The 17,979-nt window shown below is 65.2% G+C and carries 18 protein-coding genes; 9 read left to right on the forward strand and 9 right to left on the reverse strand.

Annotated features, from left to right (window positions below; translation table 11 throughout):
• Positions 1-389: 389 nt before the first annotated feature.
• The 3 genes from AC1EJR_RS15620 to AC1EJR_RS15630 form a co-directional block, all read right to left on the reverse strand.
• Positions 390-983: a peptidoglycan recognition protein family protein gene (locus tag AC1EJR_RS15620; RefSeq protein WP_477113379.1), complete on the reverse strand. Its 594-nt coding sequence runs from the start codon at positions 981-983 to the stop codon at positions 390-392.
• Between the two features lie 9 nt (positions 984-992).
• A complete protein-coding gene (locus AC1EJR_RS15625) occupies positions 993-1,475 on the reverse strand; it encodes an Hcp family type VI secretion system effector (RefSeq protein ID WP_092298763.1) in 483 nt (160 codons plus the stop codon).
• Between the two features lie 162 nt (positions 1,476-1,637).
• Positions 1,638-2,636 (reverse strand): LysR family transcriptional regulator, encoded by a 999-nt coding sequence (locus tag AC1EJR_RS15630; RefSeq protein WP_092298761.1) that lies wholly within the window; start codon positions 2,634-2,636, stop codon positions 1,638-1,640.
• 271 nt (positions 2,637-2,907) lie between these two features.
• Between AC1EJR_RS15630 and AC1EJR_RS15635 the strand changes: the two genes are divergently transcribed.
• Positions 2,908-3,519, forward strand: a complete 612-nt coding sequence (locus AC1EJR_RS15635; RefSeq protein WP_092298758.1) for a flavin reductase family protein — start codon at positions 2,908-2,910, stop codon at positions 3,517-3,519.
• 54 nt (positions 3,520-3,573) lie between these two features.
• Here the strand turns inward: AC1EJR_RS15635 and gap are convergent, their stop codons facing one another.
• Both gap and tkt read right to left on the reverse strand, forming a co-directional pair.
• A complete protein-coding gene (gene gap / locus AC1EJR_RS15640) occupies positions 3,574-4,572 on the reverse strand; it encodes a type I glyceraldehyde-3-phosphate dehydrogenase (RefSeq protein ID WP_092298755.1) in 999 nt (332 codons plus the stop codon).
• Positions 4,573-4,654: 82 nt separating this feature from the next.
• Positions 4,655-6,691, reverse strand: coding sequence for a transketolase (tkt, locus tag AC1EJR_RS15645; RefSeq protein WP_177219983.1), 2,037 nt, complete (start codon positions 6,689-6,691; stop codon positions 4,655-4,657).
• A gap of 130 nt (positions 6,692-6,821) precedes the next feature.
• On the opposite strand from tkt, the gene AC1EJR_RS15650 reads away from it, so the two are divergent.
• The 4 genes from AC1EJR_RS15650 to AC1EJR_RS15665 are packed head-to-tail and all read left to right on the forward strand — an operon-like array spanning position 6,822 to position 9,563.
• Positions 6,822-7,676: a spermine/spermidine synthase domain-containing protein gene (locus tag AC1EJR_RS15650; RefSeq protein ID WP_477113380.1), complete on the forward strand. Its 855-nt coding sequence runs from the start codon at positions 6,822-6,824 to the stop codon at positions 7,674-7,676.
• Positions 7,677-7,712: 36 nt separating this feature from the next.
• On the forward strand, positions 7,713-8,144 hold the full coding sequence (locus AC1EJR_RS15655; protein WP_092298749.1) for a VOC family protein: 432 nt from the start codon (positions 7,713-7,715) through the stop codon (positions 8,142-8,144).
• A 7-nt stretch (positions 8,145-8,151) separates the two neighbouring features.
• The gene (locus AC1EJR_RS15660) at positions 8,152-8,904 is read left to right on the forward strand and encodes a 16S rRNA (uracil(1498)-N(3))-methyltransferase (RefSeq protein WP_092298746.1); all 753 of its coding nucleotides are present in this window, start codon (positions 8,152-8,154) and stop codon (positions 8,902-8,904) included.
• A gap of 26 nt (positions 8,905-8,930) precedes the next feature.
• Entirely contained in the window at positions 8,931-9,563 is a 633-nt protein-coding gene (locus AC1EJR_RS15665) for a YidB family protein (protein ID WP_092298743.1), read from the forward strand.
• Positions 9,564-9,634: 71 nt separating this feature from the next.
• Here the strand turns inward: AC1EJR_RS15665 and AC1EJR_RS15670 are convergent, their stop codons facing one another.
• The 3 genes from AC1EJR_RS15670 to AC1EJR_RS15680 all read right to left on the reverse strand — a co-directional run bounded on the left by AC1EJR_RS15670 (position 9,635) and on the right by AC1EJR_RS15680 (position 13,319).
• Positions 9,635-10,243 carry a barstar family protein gene (locus tag AC1EJR_RS15670; RefSeq protein WP_092298740.1) on the reverse strand — a complete coding sequence of 203 codons (609 nt, stop codon included), beginning with the start codon at positions 10,241-10,243 and terminating at the stop codon, positions 9,635-9,637.
• Positions 10,240-10,635: a guanyl-specific ribonuclease gene (locus AC1EJR_RS15675; protein ID WP_477105719.1), complete on the reverse strand. Its 396-nt coding sequence runs from the start codon at positions 10,633-10,635 to the stop codon at positions 10,240-10,242. The genes AC1EJR_RS15670 and AC1EJR_RS15675 overlap by 4 nt, the downstream gene beginning before the upstream one ends.
• Positions 10,636-10,994: 359 nt before the next feature.
• A complete protein-coding gene (locus AC1EJR_RS15680) occupies positions 10,995-13,319 on the reverse strand; it encodes an NADP-dependent malic enzyme (protein WP_092298734.1) in 2,325 nt (774 codons plus the stop codon).
• Between the two features lie 234 nt (positions 13,320-13,553).
• On the opposite strand from AC1EJR_RS15680, the gene thiL reads away from it, so the two are divergent.
• The 3 genes from thiL (at position 13,554) to AC1EJR_RS15695 (ending at position 15,736) form a co-directional block, all read left to right on the forward strand.
• Positions 13,554-14,531 carry a thiamine-phosphate kinase gene (gene thiL, locus AC1EJR_RS15685; protein ID WP_092298731.1) on the forward strand — a complete coding sequence of 326 codons (978 nt, stop codon included), beginning with the start codon at positions 13,554-13,556 and terminating at the stop codon, positions 14,529-14,531.
• A gap of 99 nt (positions 14,532-14,630) precedes the next feature.
• Positions 14,631-15,203, forward strand: coding sequence for a phosphatidylglycerophosphatase A family protein (locus AC1EJR_RS15690; protein ID WP_092298728.1), 573 nt, complete (start codon positions 14,631-14,633; stop codon positions 15,201-15,203).
• A gap of 35 nt (positions 15,204-15,238) precedes the next feature.
• A complete protein-coding gene (locus AC1EJR_RS15695; protein WP_092298726.1) occupies positions 15,239-15,736 on the forward strand; it encodes a CinA family protein in 498 nt (165 codons plus the stop codon).
• A gap of 36 nt (positions 15,737-15,772) precedes the next feature.
• On the opposite strand, the gene pyrF is transcribed toward AC1EJR_RS15695, so the two are convergent.
• A complete protein-coding gene (gene pyrF / locus AC1EJR_RS15700; RefSeq protein WP_092298723.1) occupies positions 15,773-16,591 on the reverse strand; it encodes an orotidine-5'-phosphate decarboxylase in 819 nt (272 codons plus the stop codon).
• Between the two features lie 218 nt (positions 16,592-16,809).
• Between pyrF and AC1EJR_RS15705 the strand changes: the two genes are divergently transcribed.
• Positions 16,810-17,694, forward strand: coding sequence for a DMT family transporter (locus tag AC1EJR_RS15705; protein ID WP_092298720.1), 885 nt, complete (start codon positions 16,810-16,812; stop codon positions 17,692-17,694).
• Positions 17,695-17,979 lie beyond the last annotated feature (285 nt).

The following is a 17,979-nucleotide window of genomic DNA, read 5'->3' on the forward strand; positions in this document are numbered from 1 at the left end:
TGGCCCGTCGTACATGCCTCGAAATGGGTCGCTCCATCCATTTTTTTCGTGATAAAGCACGACCCGCCCGTTTAGGTTCCACGTCAACTCGGTGATACCACTGGACGTCAGGATCCACCGCCCCGCATTTCCGTCGGAAAATTCCACAGAGCCTTTCGCATGGCACGGAGAATAGAATTTATTAGTCGACCAGAATCCGTCAACTGGATAAGCTCTTGAGAAATACGCCCGGATCTGAGAAGCGGTTGGCTTAAACGCTTTGCAGGCCTCCTCGGCAACCCCCTCTATATCGCTCAGGCCGACGCTCTCCACAACGACCTTCTTAACATCTCTAGCGTAAGAATGAGTTGCTAGCCCACTCAAGAGACATAGCGCTAGTGCGGCGTTTCTCAGTCCTGCCATTTCGCCGACCTCGCTTCCGACGGCTTTTTGTAGGATATGTCGGGGTGCTTGTGCACTTCGCGCATCGACACTCCCAACGTTTCGGCGAGCTCCCTGACTAGCCAACGCAACGATCTATTTTGCGCTTCGTTGACGGCCTCATATCCCTCGACTTTACCGATTTCCCGGCCAACGATTTCAATTCCGATTGAGTCATTGTTGCCCGGATATCGCGCTGGAGACTCTTTCTTGTGCTCATACGCGGAGAGCTTCTTGATCCCCTTGATTCTCTGCGCACCCCGAAATTCGGCAGGCGCACACTGGCTGGTTTCCAGGCAGCGTGATTTAAGCCAGCCAACATGGTTGGTACGCTTATACACGGATGCGGTCTGGTATATCGTCCCATCCTTGTCGATCAGAAAATGCGCGCCATGCGCTCCCGCCTTCTGATAATGCGCGAACGTACTGCCCGATGTGGAAGAGTTCGTTTGGTGGACCACTATCCCGTTGACCTTGAGCATGGGGGTTCTCTCCAATCCTGGAAAGATCTTCACCTTGACCCGCTCGGCGTCAACGATGCCGCTCTTCGATATAAGCAACATGACCTCTCCTCAAATCACCGCATTGGCCTTGACGTCATACCCCACCCCTACCGTCCCCGCACTGCCGCCGCTCGCGTTCTGCACGACGTACTCCTGCCGGAATCGCGAAAACGACAGCGCCACGCGCTCCCTCGGCACGCGCATGGTGTTGTAGTAGACGGGAGCCACCTGCGTGACCAGCACGTCCTCCATCGTCATCTTCAGATATTCGAGTGGTGATCCGCCCGCCTTTCTCATGACGAGGATGGCGCGGGCAATATGCTTGCCGGTGAGGCAGTACTGGACAAGATTGGGCGAGGCCCGATCCGTATAGTGGTCAAACGTCAGATCCTCGACGGCGCACTTGCCGGCGCCGCCCCCGCTGCCTGCGTGCATGTTTGCGGGTTGCCTGACGGACCACGCCCACTCGAGCACTTCGATATCACCGGTATGCGTCGCGTCGATGGACTCGCCCGCGATGCCGCTGAGGTTCAAGAAAATGTCCTGCGCCATTCATTGCTCCCTGGGTTGGTTGCGAATGGCGACGCTAGCAGGGCATCACCTGGCCGGATATGAGACATGTCCGAAACTGCTGGCACTTTGCGATGGCACAAATAAAAACGACTCGGGCGCACAAGGCGCCCGAGTCGTTTAACTGCTTGCTGCAGAGTCCGATTACGGCTGCGGAATATCCTGATCCTGTTCTTCCACCACGCGCAGGCCGCGCGGGGTGACGGCCTGGACGCCGACGAACTCGGCTACCACTTGCCGGAACAGGCCACGCGCCCATACCAGCATGGGGTGCGTGTTGCGGCTGCGGTGCCAGAACATGTTCAGGCCCAGCAGCGTGTTGAGTTCAGCTGGTAGCGGGAAAGCCTTGAGGCCGTAGGTCTCGCAGGCCATGTCCTTGGTCAGCGCGTTGACCGTGAAGATCATGTCGGTCTGGGCAGCCAGTTCGGCCTGAGCACGCCACGAATGTACCGTCAGCGTCGCATTCCGCTTGAGGCCTCGTTGCTGCAGGGCGTAATCGAGCGGAATCAGCGACGGAGCCGGACGGCCGGCGCCGCCCGAGTGCGCCATGAAGATATGGCTGCAATCGAGGTATTGCTCAAGCGTCAAATCGGTCTTGAGCAGCGGGTGGTCCTTGCGGGCGCAAACCCAGAGGTTCAACGACGTCACCATCTCCTCGACGATCTCCGGATGCCGGGTCGGGAATGGCGAAAATGCGAGGTCCAGCTCATTGGCGCGCATCGAAGCGACGTCCGATTCCCACGAATGGGATTCGACTAGCCGGATGTGCAGTTCCGGCGCCATCTGCTTGATACGGAGAATGAAACGATTGAAGACCGTGTCGCCCAGTTCGGCGGCAAAGCCGATATTCAAGGTGCCGGTCGCGATAGCCGGGTCGAAGTCGTCGACTTCACCTTCATTGATGGACGACCAGAGATCCAGCATGTCGCGGATCTTGGGGCCCAGTTCCAGCGCGCGCGGCGTCGGCGTCAGGCCGTGAGGCACGCGGATAAAAAGAGGATCGTCGAAGATCTCGCGCAGGCGGCCAAGCGAATGCGAGACCGCAGGTGCGGTCATATGCATCTTTTCCGCCACATATGTGGCGTTTCGCTTGCTCAGCAGCTCGGTGAAAATCACCAGCAGCTTGGTATCCACATTCACCATGATCAGGCCCGGTTGTTATGCCCACGCTTAGATGGCCCCACCACTTTCACTGGCTGCACATCAGAGTTCAACAGATTCTTCCGAGTGTAAGAGAAAAAAACTACCGGGAAAAGCAAATTCATCATTTCTCGCACTACGAGGGCTCGGATTGGGCGGGATTTGACTGGATAGCGACAGATAATGTCAAAAGACGCCCCGGTAGCCTTTGCGCCGACGGCGTATAGTGAGCGGAAGCCCGCATCTTTCACTCAGAATCGTCCGATTTCGCGCCATGACGTCCCACCGCCTTCCCGTCGAACTCGCCAAAGCCTACCGGCTGCTCAACCATGGCCCGACCGTGCTGGTCAGCGCCGCGCATGGCGGCCAGCGCAACATCATGGCGGCGGCCTGGGCCATGCCGCTGGACTTCGCACCGCCGAAGGTGGCCGTGGTGCTCGACAAAGCCACGTGGACGCGCCAACTGCTCGAGGCCAGCGGTGAATTCGCGCTGCACGTGCCGACGGTGAGCCAGGTGGATGTCACGCAAGCCCTCGGCTCCAGTTCTGGCCTGGCCATCTCCGAGCAGCAAGGGATCGACAAGTTCGCCGCCTACGGACTGCAGACTTTCCAGGGCGATGTCGTCGGTGCGCCGTTGCTCGAGGGCTGTGCCGCGTGGCTCGAATGCCGGCTGCTGCCGGAACCTGCCATCCAGGCCGGCTATGACCTGTTCCTCGGCGAAGTGGTGGCCGCGCATGCCGACGGCCGCGTGTTCAGCGAGGGCCGCTGGCACTTTGCCGGCCACGATGCACTGCGCACCATCCACCATGTGGCCGGCGGCCATTTCATTGTCGATGGCGACGGCGTCGACGCCCAGCCGCTACCGCCACTCGCCTCGCAGCCATAAAAAAAACGCGCCCGAAGGCGCGTTTTTTATCGTACTTCGTCCAGCCTGCGACGATTACTTGGCCACCACGCGTGCCATTTCCAGGCACTTGTTCGAATAGCCCCACTCGTTGTCGTACCAGCTCACGACCTTGATGAAGGTGCCATCCAGCGCGATGCCGGCTTCGGCGTCGAAGATCGAGGTGCGCGCGTCGCCACGGAAATCCGTCGCCACGACCTTGTCTTCGGTGTAGCCCAGCACGCCCTTCAGCGCGCCCTGGCTCTGTGCCTTCATTTCGGCGCAGATTTCATCGTAAGTTGCCGACTTTTCGAGTTCGACGGTCAGGTCGACCACGGACACATCCGAGGTCGGCACGCGGAACGACATGCCGGTCAGCTTCTTGTTCAGCTGCGGAATCACCACGCCCACGGCCTTGGCAGCGCCAGTCGACGAAGGGATGATGTTTTCCAGGATGCCGCGGCCACCGCGCCAGTCCTTGTTCGACGGGCCGTCGACGGTCTTCTGCGTTGCCGTGGCGGCGTGCACCGTGGTCATCAGGCCGCGCTTGATGCCCCACTTGTCGTTCAGCACCTTGGCCACCGGGGCCAGGCAGTTCGTCGTGCAGCTGGCGTTCGAGATGATCGCCTCGCCCTTGTACGAGGCGTGGTTCACGCCGTACACGAACATCGGAGTGTCGTCCTTCGACGGCGCCGACATGATCACCTTCTTCGCGCCCGCGTCGATGTGCTTCTGTGCGCCTTCCTTGGTCAGGAAGATGCCGGTCGATTCGATGACCACGTCCGCGCCCACCTCGCCCCACTTCAGCTCGGCCGGGTCCTTCACGGCGGTCAGGCGAATTTTCTTGCCGTTCACGACCAGCGTGTTGCCGTCCACGGCCACTTCGCCGTCAAAGCGGCCGTGCACCGAGTCGTACTTGAGCATATAGGCCAGGTAATCGGGCTCGAGCAGGTCGTTGATGGCGACCACTTCAACGTCCTTGAAGTTGGCCACGGCGGCACGGAACACCATGCGCCCGATGCGGCCGAAGCCGTTGATGCCGATCTTGATGGTCATGTCTATCTCCTAGAGTGCGATCGATGAAAGCGGGGCCGGCGCCGCAACCGGCGCGTCGCACCGGCTGCCGCGCGGGCGGGAATTACTGGGCGAGCGTGGCGCGCACGGTATCGGCGACGTTTTCCACCGTGAAGCCGAAGTGCTTGAACAGCACGCCGGCCGGGGCGGATTCGCCGAAGGTGTCGATGCCGACCACCGCCTGGACCTGGTACTTCCACCAGAAGTCGCTGACGCCGGCCTCCACTGCCACGCGCGGCACGCCAGCCGGCAGCACGCTGACCTTGTAGGCGGCGTCCTGCTTGTCGAACACGGTCGTCGCCGGCACCGATACCACGCGCACGTGCACGCCATCGGCAGCCAGCTGCTCGGCGGCGCCCACGGCCAGGCCCACTTCGGAGCCCGTGGCCAGGATCACCGCGTCCGGACGCTTGGTGCGCGGGTTGGTGCCATCGCGCAGCACATAGCCGCCGCGTGCGATATTGGCGCGCGTGACGTCATCGCGGCGCTGGAACGGCAGGTTCTGGCGGCTGAAGATCAGGCAGCTCGGGCCGTTCTCGCGGCGGATCGCCTCGGCCCAGGCCACGGCGGTCTCGGTGGTGTCGGCGGTACGCCAGACATCCATGTTCGGAATCAGGCGCAGGCTGGCCACGTGCTCGATCGACTGGTGGGTCGGGCCGTCTTCGCCCAGGCCGATGGAATCGTGCGTGAACACGAACAGCGAGCGGATCCGCATCAGCGCGGCCATGCGCAGCGCGTTGCGGCTGTAGTCCGAGAAAGTCAGGAACGTGGCGCCGTAGGGGATGTAGCCGCCATGCAGCGTGATGCCGTTCATGATGGCGCTCATGCCGAACTCGCGCACACCGTAGTTGATGTGGTTGCCCCAGGCGTCCACGCGCACGGCCTGGCTGCCCGACCAGTTGGTCAGGTTCGAGCCGGTCAGGTCGGCCGAGCCGCCCAGGAATTCGGGCAGCACCGGGCCGAAGGCCTCGATGGTGTTCTGGCTGGCCTTGCGCGTGGCGATCGTTTCGGCCTTTTCCTCGCACTTGGCGATGAAGGCGTCCACGGCGGCGTCGAACGCGCCCGGCAGCTCGCCGCGCATGCGGCGCGTGAATTCGCCGGCTTCATACGGATGCACTTCGGCGTACGACTCGAACAGCGCGTTCCAGGCGCGCTCCAGCGCGTTGCCGTTGGTCTTGGCGTCCCAGGCGGTGTAGGCGTCCTGCGGGAGTTCGAACGGGGCGTGCGTCCAGCCCAGCGCCTCGCGCGTGGCCAGCACTTCGGCGCCGCCCAGCGGGGCGCCGTGCACGTCGTGGCCGCCTTGCTTGTTCGGGGCACCCTTGCCGATGATCGTACGGCAGCAGATCAGGGTCGGCTTGTCGCTGGCCTTGGCCTGCGCGATGGCGTTGTCCACGGCCACCACGTCATGGCCGTCCACGCCACGAATCACGTTCCAGCCGTAGGCTTCGAAGCGCTTCGGGGTGTCGTCGGCGAACCAGTGCACCACGTCGCCGTCGATCGAGATGCCGTTGTCATCCCACATCGCAATCAGCTTGTTCAGCTTGAGCGTGCCGGCCAGCGAGCAGGCTTCGTGGCTGATGCCTTCCATCAGGCAGCCATCGCCCAGGAACACATAGGTGTGATGGTTGACGATGTCGTAGCCGGGGCGGTTGAATTCCTCGCCCAGCAGGCGCTCGGCCAGCGCCATGCCCACCGCGTTGGTGATGCCCTGGCCCAGCGGGCCGGTGGTGGTTTCCACGCCCGGCGTGATGCCGTACTCGGGGTGGCCGGCGGTCTTGCTGTGCAGTTGTCGGAAGTTGCGCAGTTCCTCGATCGGCAGGTCGTAGCCGGTCAGGTGCAGCAGCGCGTAGACCAGCATCGAGCCGTGGCCGTTGGACAGCACGAAGCGGTCGCGGTCGGGCCAGTGCGGGTTCGTGGGGTTATGCTTCAGGTGCCGGCCCCAGAGCGCCACGGCGATATCCGCCATGCCCATCGGTGCACCGGGGTGACCGGAATTGGCTTGCTGGACGGCGTCCATGGCAAGCACGCGGATGGCGTCCGCCATCAATTTGGCGGGCTGCGAGGCGAAAGGGCTGGTGGCGGGATGGGCGAGGGCAGACATGCGGCGAGAACCTGAGCGCGGGAAAACCGCAATTTTAGCAGAAGCAGAGGGTATTTCCGGACGCCCGGGCACGGCTCGAAGGGGTCGTCAAAGCTGGACCGAATGGCTGGCACCCGGCGTAGGCGCCACATTGGGCGATATCCATGTGGTTGCGGCGTCACGTTCCGCCCATCAACAGATCGAAATTGGCGACAGCGCCCAATTTGGCCGCATCTTCCGGCTCGATGGCCGCGTGATGAGCACCGAAGCGGACGCCTGGATCCAGCATGAATTGATGGTCCATCCCATGGCCGCGGCGCACGGCAGCCCGCGCAGTGCGCTGGTGGTGGGCGGCGGTGACGGCGGCTCGGCCTTCGAACTGCTGCGCATTCCCACGATCCGCGAGGTGGTGGTGGCCGAACTGGACGCCGAGGTGGTCCGCCTGGCGCGCGAATGGCTGCCGGGCATCCATCAGGGCGCCCTGAGTGCGCCCAGCAAGCCCGACGATCCGCGCCTGCACATCGCCATCGGCGACGCGCTCGGGCTGATGGAAGCCTTCGGCCGCGCCGGCCGGCGCTTCGACCTGATCGTCTTCGATCTGACCGAAGCCGACGATGGCAGCCCGGCCACCGCCCTCTTCTCCCTCCACGGCCTGCAGGCCGCGCGCCGCTGCCTGGCGCCGGGCGGGACGATGTCGATCCACCTCGGCCCGCCGCTGCACCGGCCCGACACAGCCCGGCTGCTGCTGGCGCGCCTGCGCGAACTATTCGCCCATGTGGCGCCGCTCGCCACGTTCATCCCGGCCTACGGCGCGCTGTGGGGGATCGCGCTGACCAGCGACGCACTCGACATCGCCGCCTGCCCCGCGAGCCAGATCGCCGCGCGCCTGCGCCAGTGGCAGCTTGCGTCCGCGCTGCGCTGCTACCACGCCGATCTCCATCCGACGCTGTTCACGCACCCGCGCCATCTGCAGGCGATCTTCGACAGCGCCGGCGGCTCCAAGTAACATGCACCGGAAACGCCTGCCCATCCGGAGACCATCATGCCCAGACCGTCCAACACGCCCTGGCTGACCCCGTACCTCACGGTGGCCAGTGGTCGCGCCGCGCTCGACTTCTACAGCCGCGCGTTCGGCTTCACCGCCGGCCATGTGCTCGACGAAAACGGCGTGCCGACCCACGCCGAGATGCACTACCAGGGCGAACTCGTGGTCATGTTCGCGCCTGAAGGCGCCTGGGGCAGCACCGCCCGCACGCCGCGCTCGCTCGGCGTGGAGGCCCCGCAGACCTTCTATGTCTACTGTGGCGACGTGGACGCCATCTACGCCCAGGCCCTCGCCGCCGGCGCCATCAGCGTGATGCCGCCCGCCGACCAGTTCTGGGGCGACCGCTACTGCATGGTCGAAGACCCGGATGGCTACCGCTGGGGCTTCGCCACCCGCCTCGACCCGGCCAAGGCGCCCGCCAACTCCTGACTGACTGATGCCCCCTCGCTTTTTCATTGACTCGGCACTGACTGCCGATGCCGTGCTCGACTTGCCCGACGCCGTGGTGCGTCACATCCAGGTGCTGCGCCTCGCCCCGGGCGACGCCATCACGCTGTTCGACGGCCGCGGCGGCAGCCACGCGGCCACGCTGGCGGACATCGGCAAGCGGCACGCCACCGCGCAGGTGGCCGGCCACGACCCGGCCGAGGCCGAACTGCCCTACCGCGTGACGCTGGCGCAGGGGCTGGCCGGCGGCGACAAGATGGACTGGCTGATCGAGAAAGCCGTCGAACTCGGCGTCACCGAGATCCAGCCCCTGCAGGCTGCGCGCTCGGTCGTGCGGCTGTCGGGCGACCGCGCCGCGCGCCGCCAGGCGCACTGGCAGGCCCTTGTGCAGGCCGCGTGCGAGCAATGCGGACGGAACCGCTTGCCGGACGTGGCGCCGCTGGCTACCTTGGAAGCGTGGCTGGCGGCATCGGCCCAACCGGCTGGAGGTGCGCCGCGGCTGCTGCTTTCGCCACGCGCGTCGGCGTCGCTGCCCGAGTTGGCCGCCGCGCACCGCGATGCCTGGCGCGAACAGGGCGTAACGCTGGTGATCGGCCCCGAAGGCGGGCTATCTCCCGAGGAAGAGGCGGCGGCGATCCGCGCCGGATTCACGGGCGTGTCGCTGGGGCCGCGCATCCTTCGTACCGAAACCGCCGGGCTGACCTGCCTGGCGGCCCTGAACGCCGTACTTGGCGGATTCTGACCTTCCAAACTCCAAAGGAGTCGATGATGGGACTACTCGATAGCGTGCTGGGCGGCGTGCTCGGCCAACTGGGCGGGCAACGCGAAGATGGCCAGCCCGGCGGGGGCGGCATGAATCCGAAGCTGATGATCGCGCTCGGCCTGCTGGCCATGATGGCGATGCGCAACAAGACACAGGGCGCCGATGGCAGCGTGGCGCCGGCCGACGCGAGCGATCCGGGCGCGGCGGGCGGGCTTGGCGGACTGGGTGGACTTGGAGGATTGGGCGGGATGCTCGGCGGCATGCTGGGCGGTGGCAGCGCGCCGGCGCCCGGCGGCATGGACCTCGGCTCGCTGCTCGGCGGCCTGCTGGGCGGCCAGGGCGAGGCCACCGGCAGCGCGCAGGCAATGGGTGCGGCCACGGGCGGCATCGGCGCGCTCCGCGACATGCTCTCGCAGGCCGGTCTCGGCCAGCAGGTGGATTCGTGGATTGGCGGCGGCGCCAACGAGCCGGTCAGCCCGGCGGACCTGAGCGGCGCACTCGGCGGCAGCGGCGCGCTGCAATCGCTGGCGGAAACCACGGGCATGTCGCAGGACGACGTGGCGGCCAGCCTCAGCGAGGGCCTGCCCGAGCTGATCGACCGGCTCACGCCGAACGGCCAGTTGCCGCCATCGGCCTGACCTGCCCGTCCGAACCTGCAAAAAGAAAATGCCCGCTGCAACAGCGGGCATTTCTTATTCAGCAGGCGGCTTCAGGCGAATGAGTAGAACACCCGGAACTGGACCTTGCGCTCGGCCCAGAACTCGGCCGCGTCGCGGAAGACGTCGAGCAGCACCTCACGCCCTTCCTTGTCGAATTTCTGCGCAATCGGCAGTCCTTCCAGCACGATCACGAAGCCCGGCTGCGGGCCGGCCTTGTGGATCATGTCCGTCAGGCAATCAGACAGCGCATCGAAATTCTTGCCGAAATGCTTCGGGAAGGTGAATTCCGTGGCAATCGTCTCAAGGATCTCCGCCTTGCTCGCGCAATGGGCGCAATTGGCGTACAGGAAATGCTGGTTCAGCGCGGCGGCCGCGTGGGCCAGCTCAGGCACGCGGAACGCGCGAATCGACTGGACGATGTTCGGACGCACCGTCTTGAACAGGTTCATGGCTCCCTCGCTGGTGCCGTCGTCGGCCCAGGTCACCATGGCGGGCGCGCATGCGGGCGGAAGTCTGTGCGTGAGCTCCTGTCGGGGCATCATGAGCACGTTGTCATAAAGGTTCTGGGCCTGATGGTGGGCCCGTTGCCAGCCATCTCCGGCGCCGCGCTCCTCGCGGGCGGCAAGGGCGTCGCCCAATCCGAAAATGTCAGTCATCATTTGGTTATCCGTTTGAAACTGTTGTAGTGGTCTTCCGTGTAATAGCAGTCGTTGGCGGCGCGCTGATCCCCACCACAAACGATCCGCCTGGCTCCCCGATTCCGGCTTTTGGTGTTGCTGTTCTTGACGGTGTATTCGCGGTAATACCCGCGCGGCTGCTGCGGCAGGATGCGTTCGTAATTACCGAACCGCGAACCATCCTTGTCGAACGGAAACGGCCCGCCGGACTCGATGCGCTCCAGTGTCTGGCGCGCATCGTTGGGCAACTGCTGCGTGGCGATGGTTCCCGCCCTGCCGTCGATGCTGGCGCCCAGATCCTGCGTCGCCTGCCGAGCCACCGCAACCTGCGCACCGGTGGCGATGGCCACCGACAGCGCCGCGCCCGCCAACACATGGCCCAGGCGTCGTGCCAGGCTCAGGGACTGCCAAAGTGACTGCCGCTGCGTCTGGTTCGGGGAAATCCTGGATCCCACGTTATCGAAATATTGGTTGGACGGTCATTCCGGCGCGCGAAACCTGCTCGCGGGCACCGGCGCGCCCGGGACGAGCGCCTGCATTCAAAGGCGTAAGGTTACGCGCATGTCCACCAATAATCAATCCCTGCGCGCCGCCGCGCCGGAAATCTTCAATTGTTTCAATATGTTATTTGGATGTGGGCGCATACTAACCTTGCATACGATGCCCCGAACGGCTGCATGAAAAAAGCCGGGCGAACCCGGCTTTCCTGATACCGCGTGGCAAATACCCGACTTCAGCGCTTGGCCGCCGCATCCACCACGACCAGCGAGGTCATGTTGACGATACGCCGCACCGTGGCCGACGGCGTCAGGATGTGCACCGGCTCCTTCACGCCGAGCAGGATCGGGCCGATGGCCACGTTATTGCCCGCCGCCACCTTGAGCAGGTTGTACGAGATGTTGGCTGCGTCGATATTCGGGCACACCAGCAGGTTGGCCTCGCCCACCAGCGCGCCGTCCGGCACCAGCGAATCACGCAGCTTCTGGTCGAGCGCGCTGTCGCCGTGCATCTCGCCATCCACCTCGAGTTCCGGTGCGCGTTCGCGCAGGATGGCGAGCGTATCGCGCATCTTGCGTGCCGAAGGCGCCTCGGACGTACCGAAGTTCGAATGCGACAGCAGGCCCACCTTCGGCTCGATGCCGAAGCGCTTGAGTTCTTCCGCCGCCATCATCGTGATCTCGGCCAGTTCCTCGGCGGTCGGGTCGATATTGACGTGGGTGTCCACCAGGAAGATCTGGCGGCCCGGCAGGACCAGCCCGTTCATGGCCGCGTAGACCTTGTTCGTGCCGCCCAGCACCTGGTCGATGTAGCGCAGGTGCGCGGCCGTGGTGCTGACCGTGCCGCAGATCATGCCATCGGCCTCGCCCTTCTTGACCAGCATGGCGCCGATCAGCGTCGTACGGCGGCGCATCTCCAGCTTGGCGTACTGCTGGGTGATGCCCTCGCGCGCCATCATCTTGTAGTAGCTTTCCGAATAATCCCGGAAACGCTCGTCGTGCTCGGGGTTGACCACGGTGAAGTCCACGCCCATGCGCAGACGCAGGCCGAAGCGCTCGATGCGGTGCGTCAGCACGGCCGGACGACCGATCAGGATCGGGTTGGCCAGCTTTTCGTCGACGATGACCTGCACTGCGCGCAGCACGCGCTCTTCCTCGCCCTCGGCGAAGACGATGCGCTTCTTCTCCATCTCGACCTTGCGCGCTGCCGCGTAGATCGGCTTCATCAGCGTGCCCGAGTGGTACACGAACTGCTGGAGCTGGAGGCGGTAGGCGTCCATGTCCTCGATCGGACGCGCGGCCACGCCGGACTTGGCGGCGGCCTCGGCCACGGCCGGGGCGATCTTGACGATCAGGCGCGGATCGAACGGCTTCGGGATCAGGTATTCCGGACCGAAGGACAGGTCCTGGATGCCGTAGGCCGTCGCCACGATGTCGCTCTGTTCCTGGCGCGCCAGTTCGGCCACGGCGTGCGCGGCGGCCACTTCCATTTCACGCGTGATCGTCGTGGCGCCGCAATCGAGCGCGCCGCGGAAGATGAACGGGAAGCAGAGGACGTTGTTGACCTGGTTCGGGTAGTCGGTACGGCCCGTGGCGATCACGGCGTCCGGACGCACTTCCTTGACCAGCTCCGGCATGATTTCCGGATTCGGATTGGCGAGTGCCAGCACCAGCGGCTTGTCGGCCATGCGCTGGACCATGTCCTGCTTCAGCACGCCGGCAGCGGACAGGCCCAGGAAGATGTCGGCGCCATCGATGACTTCGGCCAGCTTGCGCTTGTCGGTCTTCTGCGAGAAACGCGCCTTTTCCGGGTCCATCAGCTCGGTACGGCCTTCGTAGACCACGCCGACCAGATCGGTCACCCAGATGTTTTCGATGGGCAGGCCCAGGTCCACCAGCAGGTCCAGGCAGGCCAGCGCGGCCGCGCCGGCGCCCGAGGCGACCAGCTTGACCTCGGAGATGTCCTTGCCCACCACCTTCAGGCCGTTGATGACCGCCGCGCCCACCACGATGGCGGTGCCGTGCTGGTCGTCGTGGAAGACGGGAATCTTCATCCGCTCACGCAGCGTGCGCTCCACGTAGAAGCATTCCGGCGCCTTGATGTCCTCAAGGTTGATGCCGCCGAAGGTCGGCTCGAGCGAGGCGATGATATCGACCAGCTTCTGCGGGTCTTTTTCGTCGATCTCGATGTCAAACACATCGATACCGGCGAATTTCTTGAACAGGCCGGCCTTGCCTTCCATGACCGGCTTCGAGGCTGCAGCGCCGATGTCGCCCAGGCCCAGCACGGCCGTGCCGTTGGTGATCACGGCAACGAGGTTGCCACGCGCGGTGTAGCGGAAGGAATTGGCCGGATCGGCAACGATCTCCTCGCAAGCGGCGGCAACACCTGGCGAATAGGCCAGGGCCAGGTCGCGCTGGTTCGAGAGCGGCTTGGTCGGGGTGACGGAGATCTTGCCCGGGGTCGGAAACTCGTGATACTCGAGCGCGGCCTTGCGCAGCGCCTCACGCTGCTGTTGTTTCAGATCGTCTTGGGACGGGGACTGCTGAGGACTGGTCATCTGCGCATCTTCCGATCGGTGGAGCCGCACTGAAATTCGCGGAAAACCGAGCGGGCCGGCTCCACGTACCCGCTGTCTCTGCTTTTTGAACTGCGCATTTTATATTGTGAAATATTATTTCACAATAAGCGTTTTGCGCGGGGCAGCTTTGCGTTTCGGTACAATATGCCGCATGCCGAAGGGCTTGACCACCGGTAATCTCCCACGGCTTTTTTCGCCAAACGCCCATCCCCCATGCCGGACCCCGCCAGCGCCCCGCTTTCCGAATTCGACCTGATCCGCCAGTTCTTCACCCGCCCGGTCCACAAGGCCGCGTTGGGCGTAGGCGACGATTGCGCGCTGATCGAGGGCCGTCCGGGCCATCAACTGGCCATTAGCACCGACATGCTGGTCAGCGGCCGCCATTTCTTCCCCGATGTGCCCCCGCGTGCGCTCGGCCACAAGGCATTGGCGGTCAACCTCTCCGATCTTGCCGCGATGGGCGCCGAACCACGCGCCTTCACGCTCGCGCTCGCCTTGCCCGAGGCGGACCCCGCCTGGCTGGCCGAACTGGCCGCCGGCATGCTGGCGCTGGCCGATGCCCACGGCTGCGAGCTGATCGGCGGCGATACGACCAAGGGACCGCTTACGCTGTCGATTACCGTGTTCGGCGATGTGCCCGGCCGTCAGGCGCTGCGCCGCGACGCGGCGCGCCCCGGCGACGATATCTGGATCTCCGGCACCCTTGGCGACGCCCGCCTCGCGCTGGGCGACTGCCGCGGCGAATGGCTGCTGCCCGAGCCGGATTTCACGATCATCCGGCCGCGCATGGACACCCCCACCCCGCGCGTGGCGCTGGGCATGGCGCTGCGTGGCATCGCCCATGCCGCGCTCGATATCTCGGACGGGCTGATCGGCGACCTCGGCCATATCCTCACCCGGTCGGCGCTGGGCGCGATCATCGACGTGGATGCGCTGCCTCGCTCCGAAGTGCTCGGCGCCCAGCCGCTGGCGCGCCAGCGCGAATGCGTACTGGCCGGCGGCGATGACTACGAACTGTGCTTCACGGCGCCCGTCGGCGCGCGCGAAGCCATCGCCGGCATCTCCCGGCAACTCGGCCTGCCGCTAACGCGTGCCGGCAGCATCACACCGGAGCCGGGCCTGCGCCTGGTGGATGGTGACGGCAACCCCTACGCCTTCAGCGGCACCGCGTTCGACCACTTCGCTTCCTGACACTTCGCGCACGAGCCATGTCATGATGCCGCCATGCGCTCGGCGGGAGCCACCGCCGCGCGCCATATGACAAAAGCAAGACAGACGAGCCAACTCCTGATGTCCGCCTATCCTCCCGGGGCCGCGCCGCGCGACCCTGTTCCCCCCGTCACGCTGGAAGCGGGACAAACCGCGCGCGTCACGCGCCCCACCGCGCGCTTCATGCTCGGCCATCCCGCACGCGCCATCGCACTCGGCTTTGGCTCGGGGCTGTCGCCGGTCAGCCCGGGCACGGTCGGCACGCTGTACGGCTGGCTGTCGTTCGTTGTGATCTCGATGTGGATCGAGCCGTCCACGTGGCTCTGGATCATCGCCGGCGGTTTCCTCGTCGGCATCTGGGCGTGCCGGCGTACCGCGCGCGATATGGGCGTGTATGACCATGGCAGCATGGTCTGGGACGAGATCGTGGCGTTCTGGCTGGTGCTGCTGTTCGTCACCCCCACCGGCTTCTGGGGCCAGTTCGCGGCGTTCCTGTGGTTCCGCCTGTTCGACATCGCCAAACCCGCACCCATCGCCTACTACGACCGCACGCTCAAGGGCCCCGGCCTGCTCGGCGCGTTTGGCGTGATGTTCGACGACATCTTCGCGGCCTTCTACACCCTGCTCGTGTTCGCGCTCTGGCGCTCGTTCTGAGCGGGCATCGCATCGTCAAATAAGGATTCGTCGATATGTCCGTCAGTCGCCTGCTTGACCAGCTTGCCATCCAGGCCGGATCCGTCCTTGCGGAACATTCGCTGATGCTTGCCACGGCGGAATCGTGCACCGGCGGCCTCGTCGCCGCCGCGATCACCGATGTGGCCGGGTCGTCGGGCTGGTTCGAGCGCGGCTTCGTCACGTATTCGAACGAAGCCAAGTCCACGATGCTGGGGGTGCCGGCGAAGCTGATCCGCGATCATGGCGCGGTCAGCGAGGAAGTGGCCCATGCCATGGCCGAGGGCGCGCTGCTGAACAGCCGCGCGCAGGTGTCGCTGGCGATTACCGGCGTGGCCGGCCCGGGCGGCGGCACGCCGGAAAAGCCCGTCGGCATGGTCTGTTTCGGCTGGAGCAACCGCGTTACCACGCTGACGCAGACGCAGCGGTTCAAGGGCGATCGCGCCCAGATCCGCCGCCAGGCCGCGGAGCATGCCATGCGCGGCCTCTTCGAATTGATCCGAAACGAGCAGTAAGCTGCCCGCTCCGGCGGCTATCACGCTGATCGTCGCTTAACCGTGACGATAGCGGTTGATGGTCTCGCGCGTCTGCAACGCCACATTCCGGGCGGCCGTGGCGAAATCCTTGTCACGGCTCGCGTACAGGATGGCGCGCGAGGAATTGATCATCATGCCGGTGCCGTCGGCGGTGCGGCCGGCCTTCACCGTGGCCTCGATGTCCCCGCCCTGCGCGCCGATGCCCGGAATCAGCAGCGGCATGTCACCCACGATCTGGCGCACCTTGGCGATTTCATTCGGGAACGTGGCGCCGACCACCAGTCCCATCTGCCCGTTAGTATTCCAGCGCTCGCGCGCGGCCTCGGCCACCACCTGGTAGAGCGGCTTGCCGTCGACCTGCAGGAACTGCACGTCCGAGCCGCCCGGGTTGGAGGTCCGGCACAGCACGATCACCCCCCGCCCCGGATGCGCCAGGTACGGCGACATCGAATCGAACCCCATGTACGGGCTGACCGTGACCGCATCGGCGCGGTAGCGCTCGAACGCCTCCACGGCATAGTGCTCGGCCGTGGAGCCGATGTCGCCGCGCTTGGCATCCAGGATCACCGGAATCCCCGGGTGGGCATCGTGGATGTACTCGATCAGTTGCTCGAGCTGGTCCTCGGCGCGCTGCGAATGGAAATAGGCGATCTGCGGCTTGAAGGCGCAGACCAGGTCGGCCGTGGCGTCGACGATCTCCCGGCAGAACGAGAAAATCGCGCCGCCCGTGCTGGTCAGGGACAGCGGCAGCTTGGCCGGGTCCGGATCGAGGCCGACGCACAGCAGGGAATCGTTACGCTGCCATGCGGCGGACAGCTGCTCGGTGAAAGTCATGGGATGCTCGATGTTGGGTAAGGCCCGGGGGCCGGACGTTATCCAAGGATAACGCGGCGGCGCGCCGGCCGGTTGTCGCGGGGCGCCGGCAGCGCGGTCCGGCGCACGATATATGGCGTTGGCGCAATTTTACCCGTTGCGTGCTATCGTTTTCGGGTTTTGCGCTCCCGCTTAATAAGAGCGACCTCGCTACGTCGCCAAATCCCGTCTCGCCTCCCATGACCCTCGATCGCCGCGGCATCGTCCTGCTCGTCATCCTCACGCTCGCCTGGGGCATCAACTGGCCCATCATGAAGGTGGGCGTCGCCCATTTCCCGGCCATGGGCTTCCGGCTGCTCTGCATGGCCGGCGGGCTGGTGGCGCTGGGACTGGCGCTGAAGCTGCGCGGGGAATCCCTCCACGTACCGCGCGCCAGCTGGCCGATGGTGATCAAGCTAGCCATCCCGAACATGGTGATCTGGCACCTGTTCGCGATCTGCGCGGTCAAGATGCTGTCCTCGGGCCGCGCGGCCATCCTCGGCTACACCATGCCGATCTGGGCCGTGGTCTGGGGGCTGGTGCTGTTCCGGGACCGCATCGCCCTGTCCGCCTGGATCGGCATTGCCTGCGCGCTGGCCGGCACGGTGCTGCTGCTGTCGGGCGAGATCGCCGCGCTCACCGGCAGCCCGGCCGGCACCTTGCTGATGCTGGTGGCGGCGGCCGGCTGGGGCCTCGGCACCCAGTTGATGAAGCGGACCCAGGTGGATATTCCCATCGGCGCGCTCACGTTCTGGATGCTGGCCATCACCCTGCCCTTCCTGGGCCTCGGCACGCTGCTGCTGGAGTCGGGCTGGCGCATGCCCACGGCCGTGGAATGGGGCGCCATCGCCTATAACGCCGTGGTGGTCTTCGCCTACTGCCACCTGGTCTGGTTCGCGCTGGCGCGCAGCCTGCCGCCGGTGGTGTCCAGCCTGTCGATCATGTTCATCCCCGTGGTGGGGGTCTTCTCGGGCATGTGGCTGCTCGGCGAGACGCCGCACTGGCAGGACTACGCGGCCATCGTGCTGATGTTCGCGGCGCTGTCTTCGGTGATGCTGGCCCCGCTGCTGCGCCGCCGCCTGTAAGCCAAACGTAGGGCGGCGTTCGCGGCGCGCAACGGGTGGCGCGCGGGATGAGATTTCGCTTAACAAGCCCCCCTGCGTTGGATTACACTCGCGGCCATCAGAATCCCGGAGAAAGTACGTGGGCAGTAGCATCGGGTGTTCGAGTTGCCGCGGTCGTACCGCGACATCGTCGGATGCCATGTCACTGCGGGCTGCGTAACGACGATCCGCGGGGCCCTGCCCTTGCTTATCGCCGTCCTTGCCCGCAGACACCTGCGGGTGAGTGTCTTTCCGTTTCCCCCTGCG

The organism is Cupriavidus sp. 05T42 (assembly GCF_056396345.1).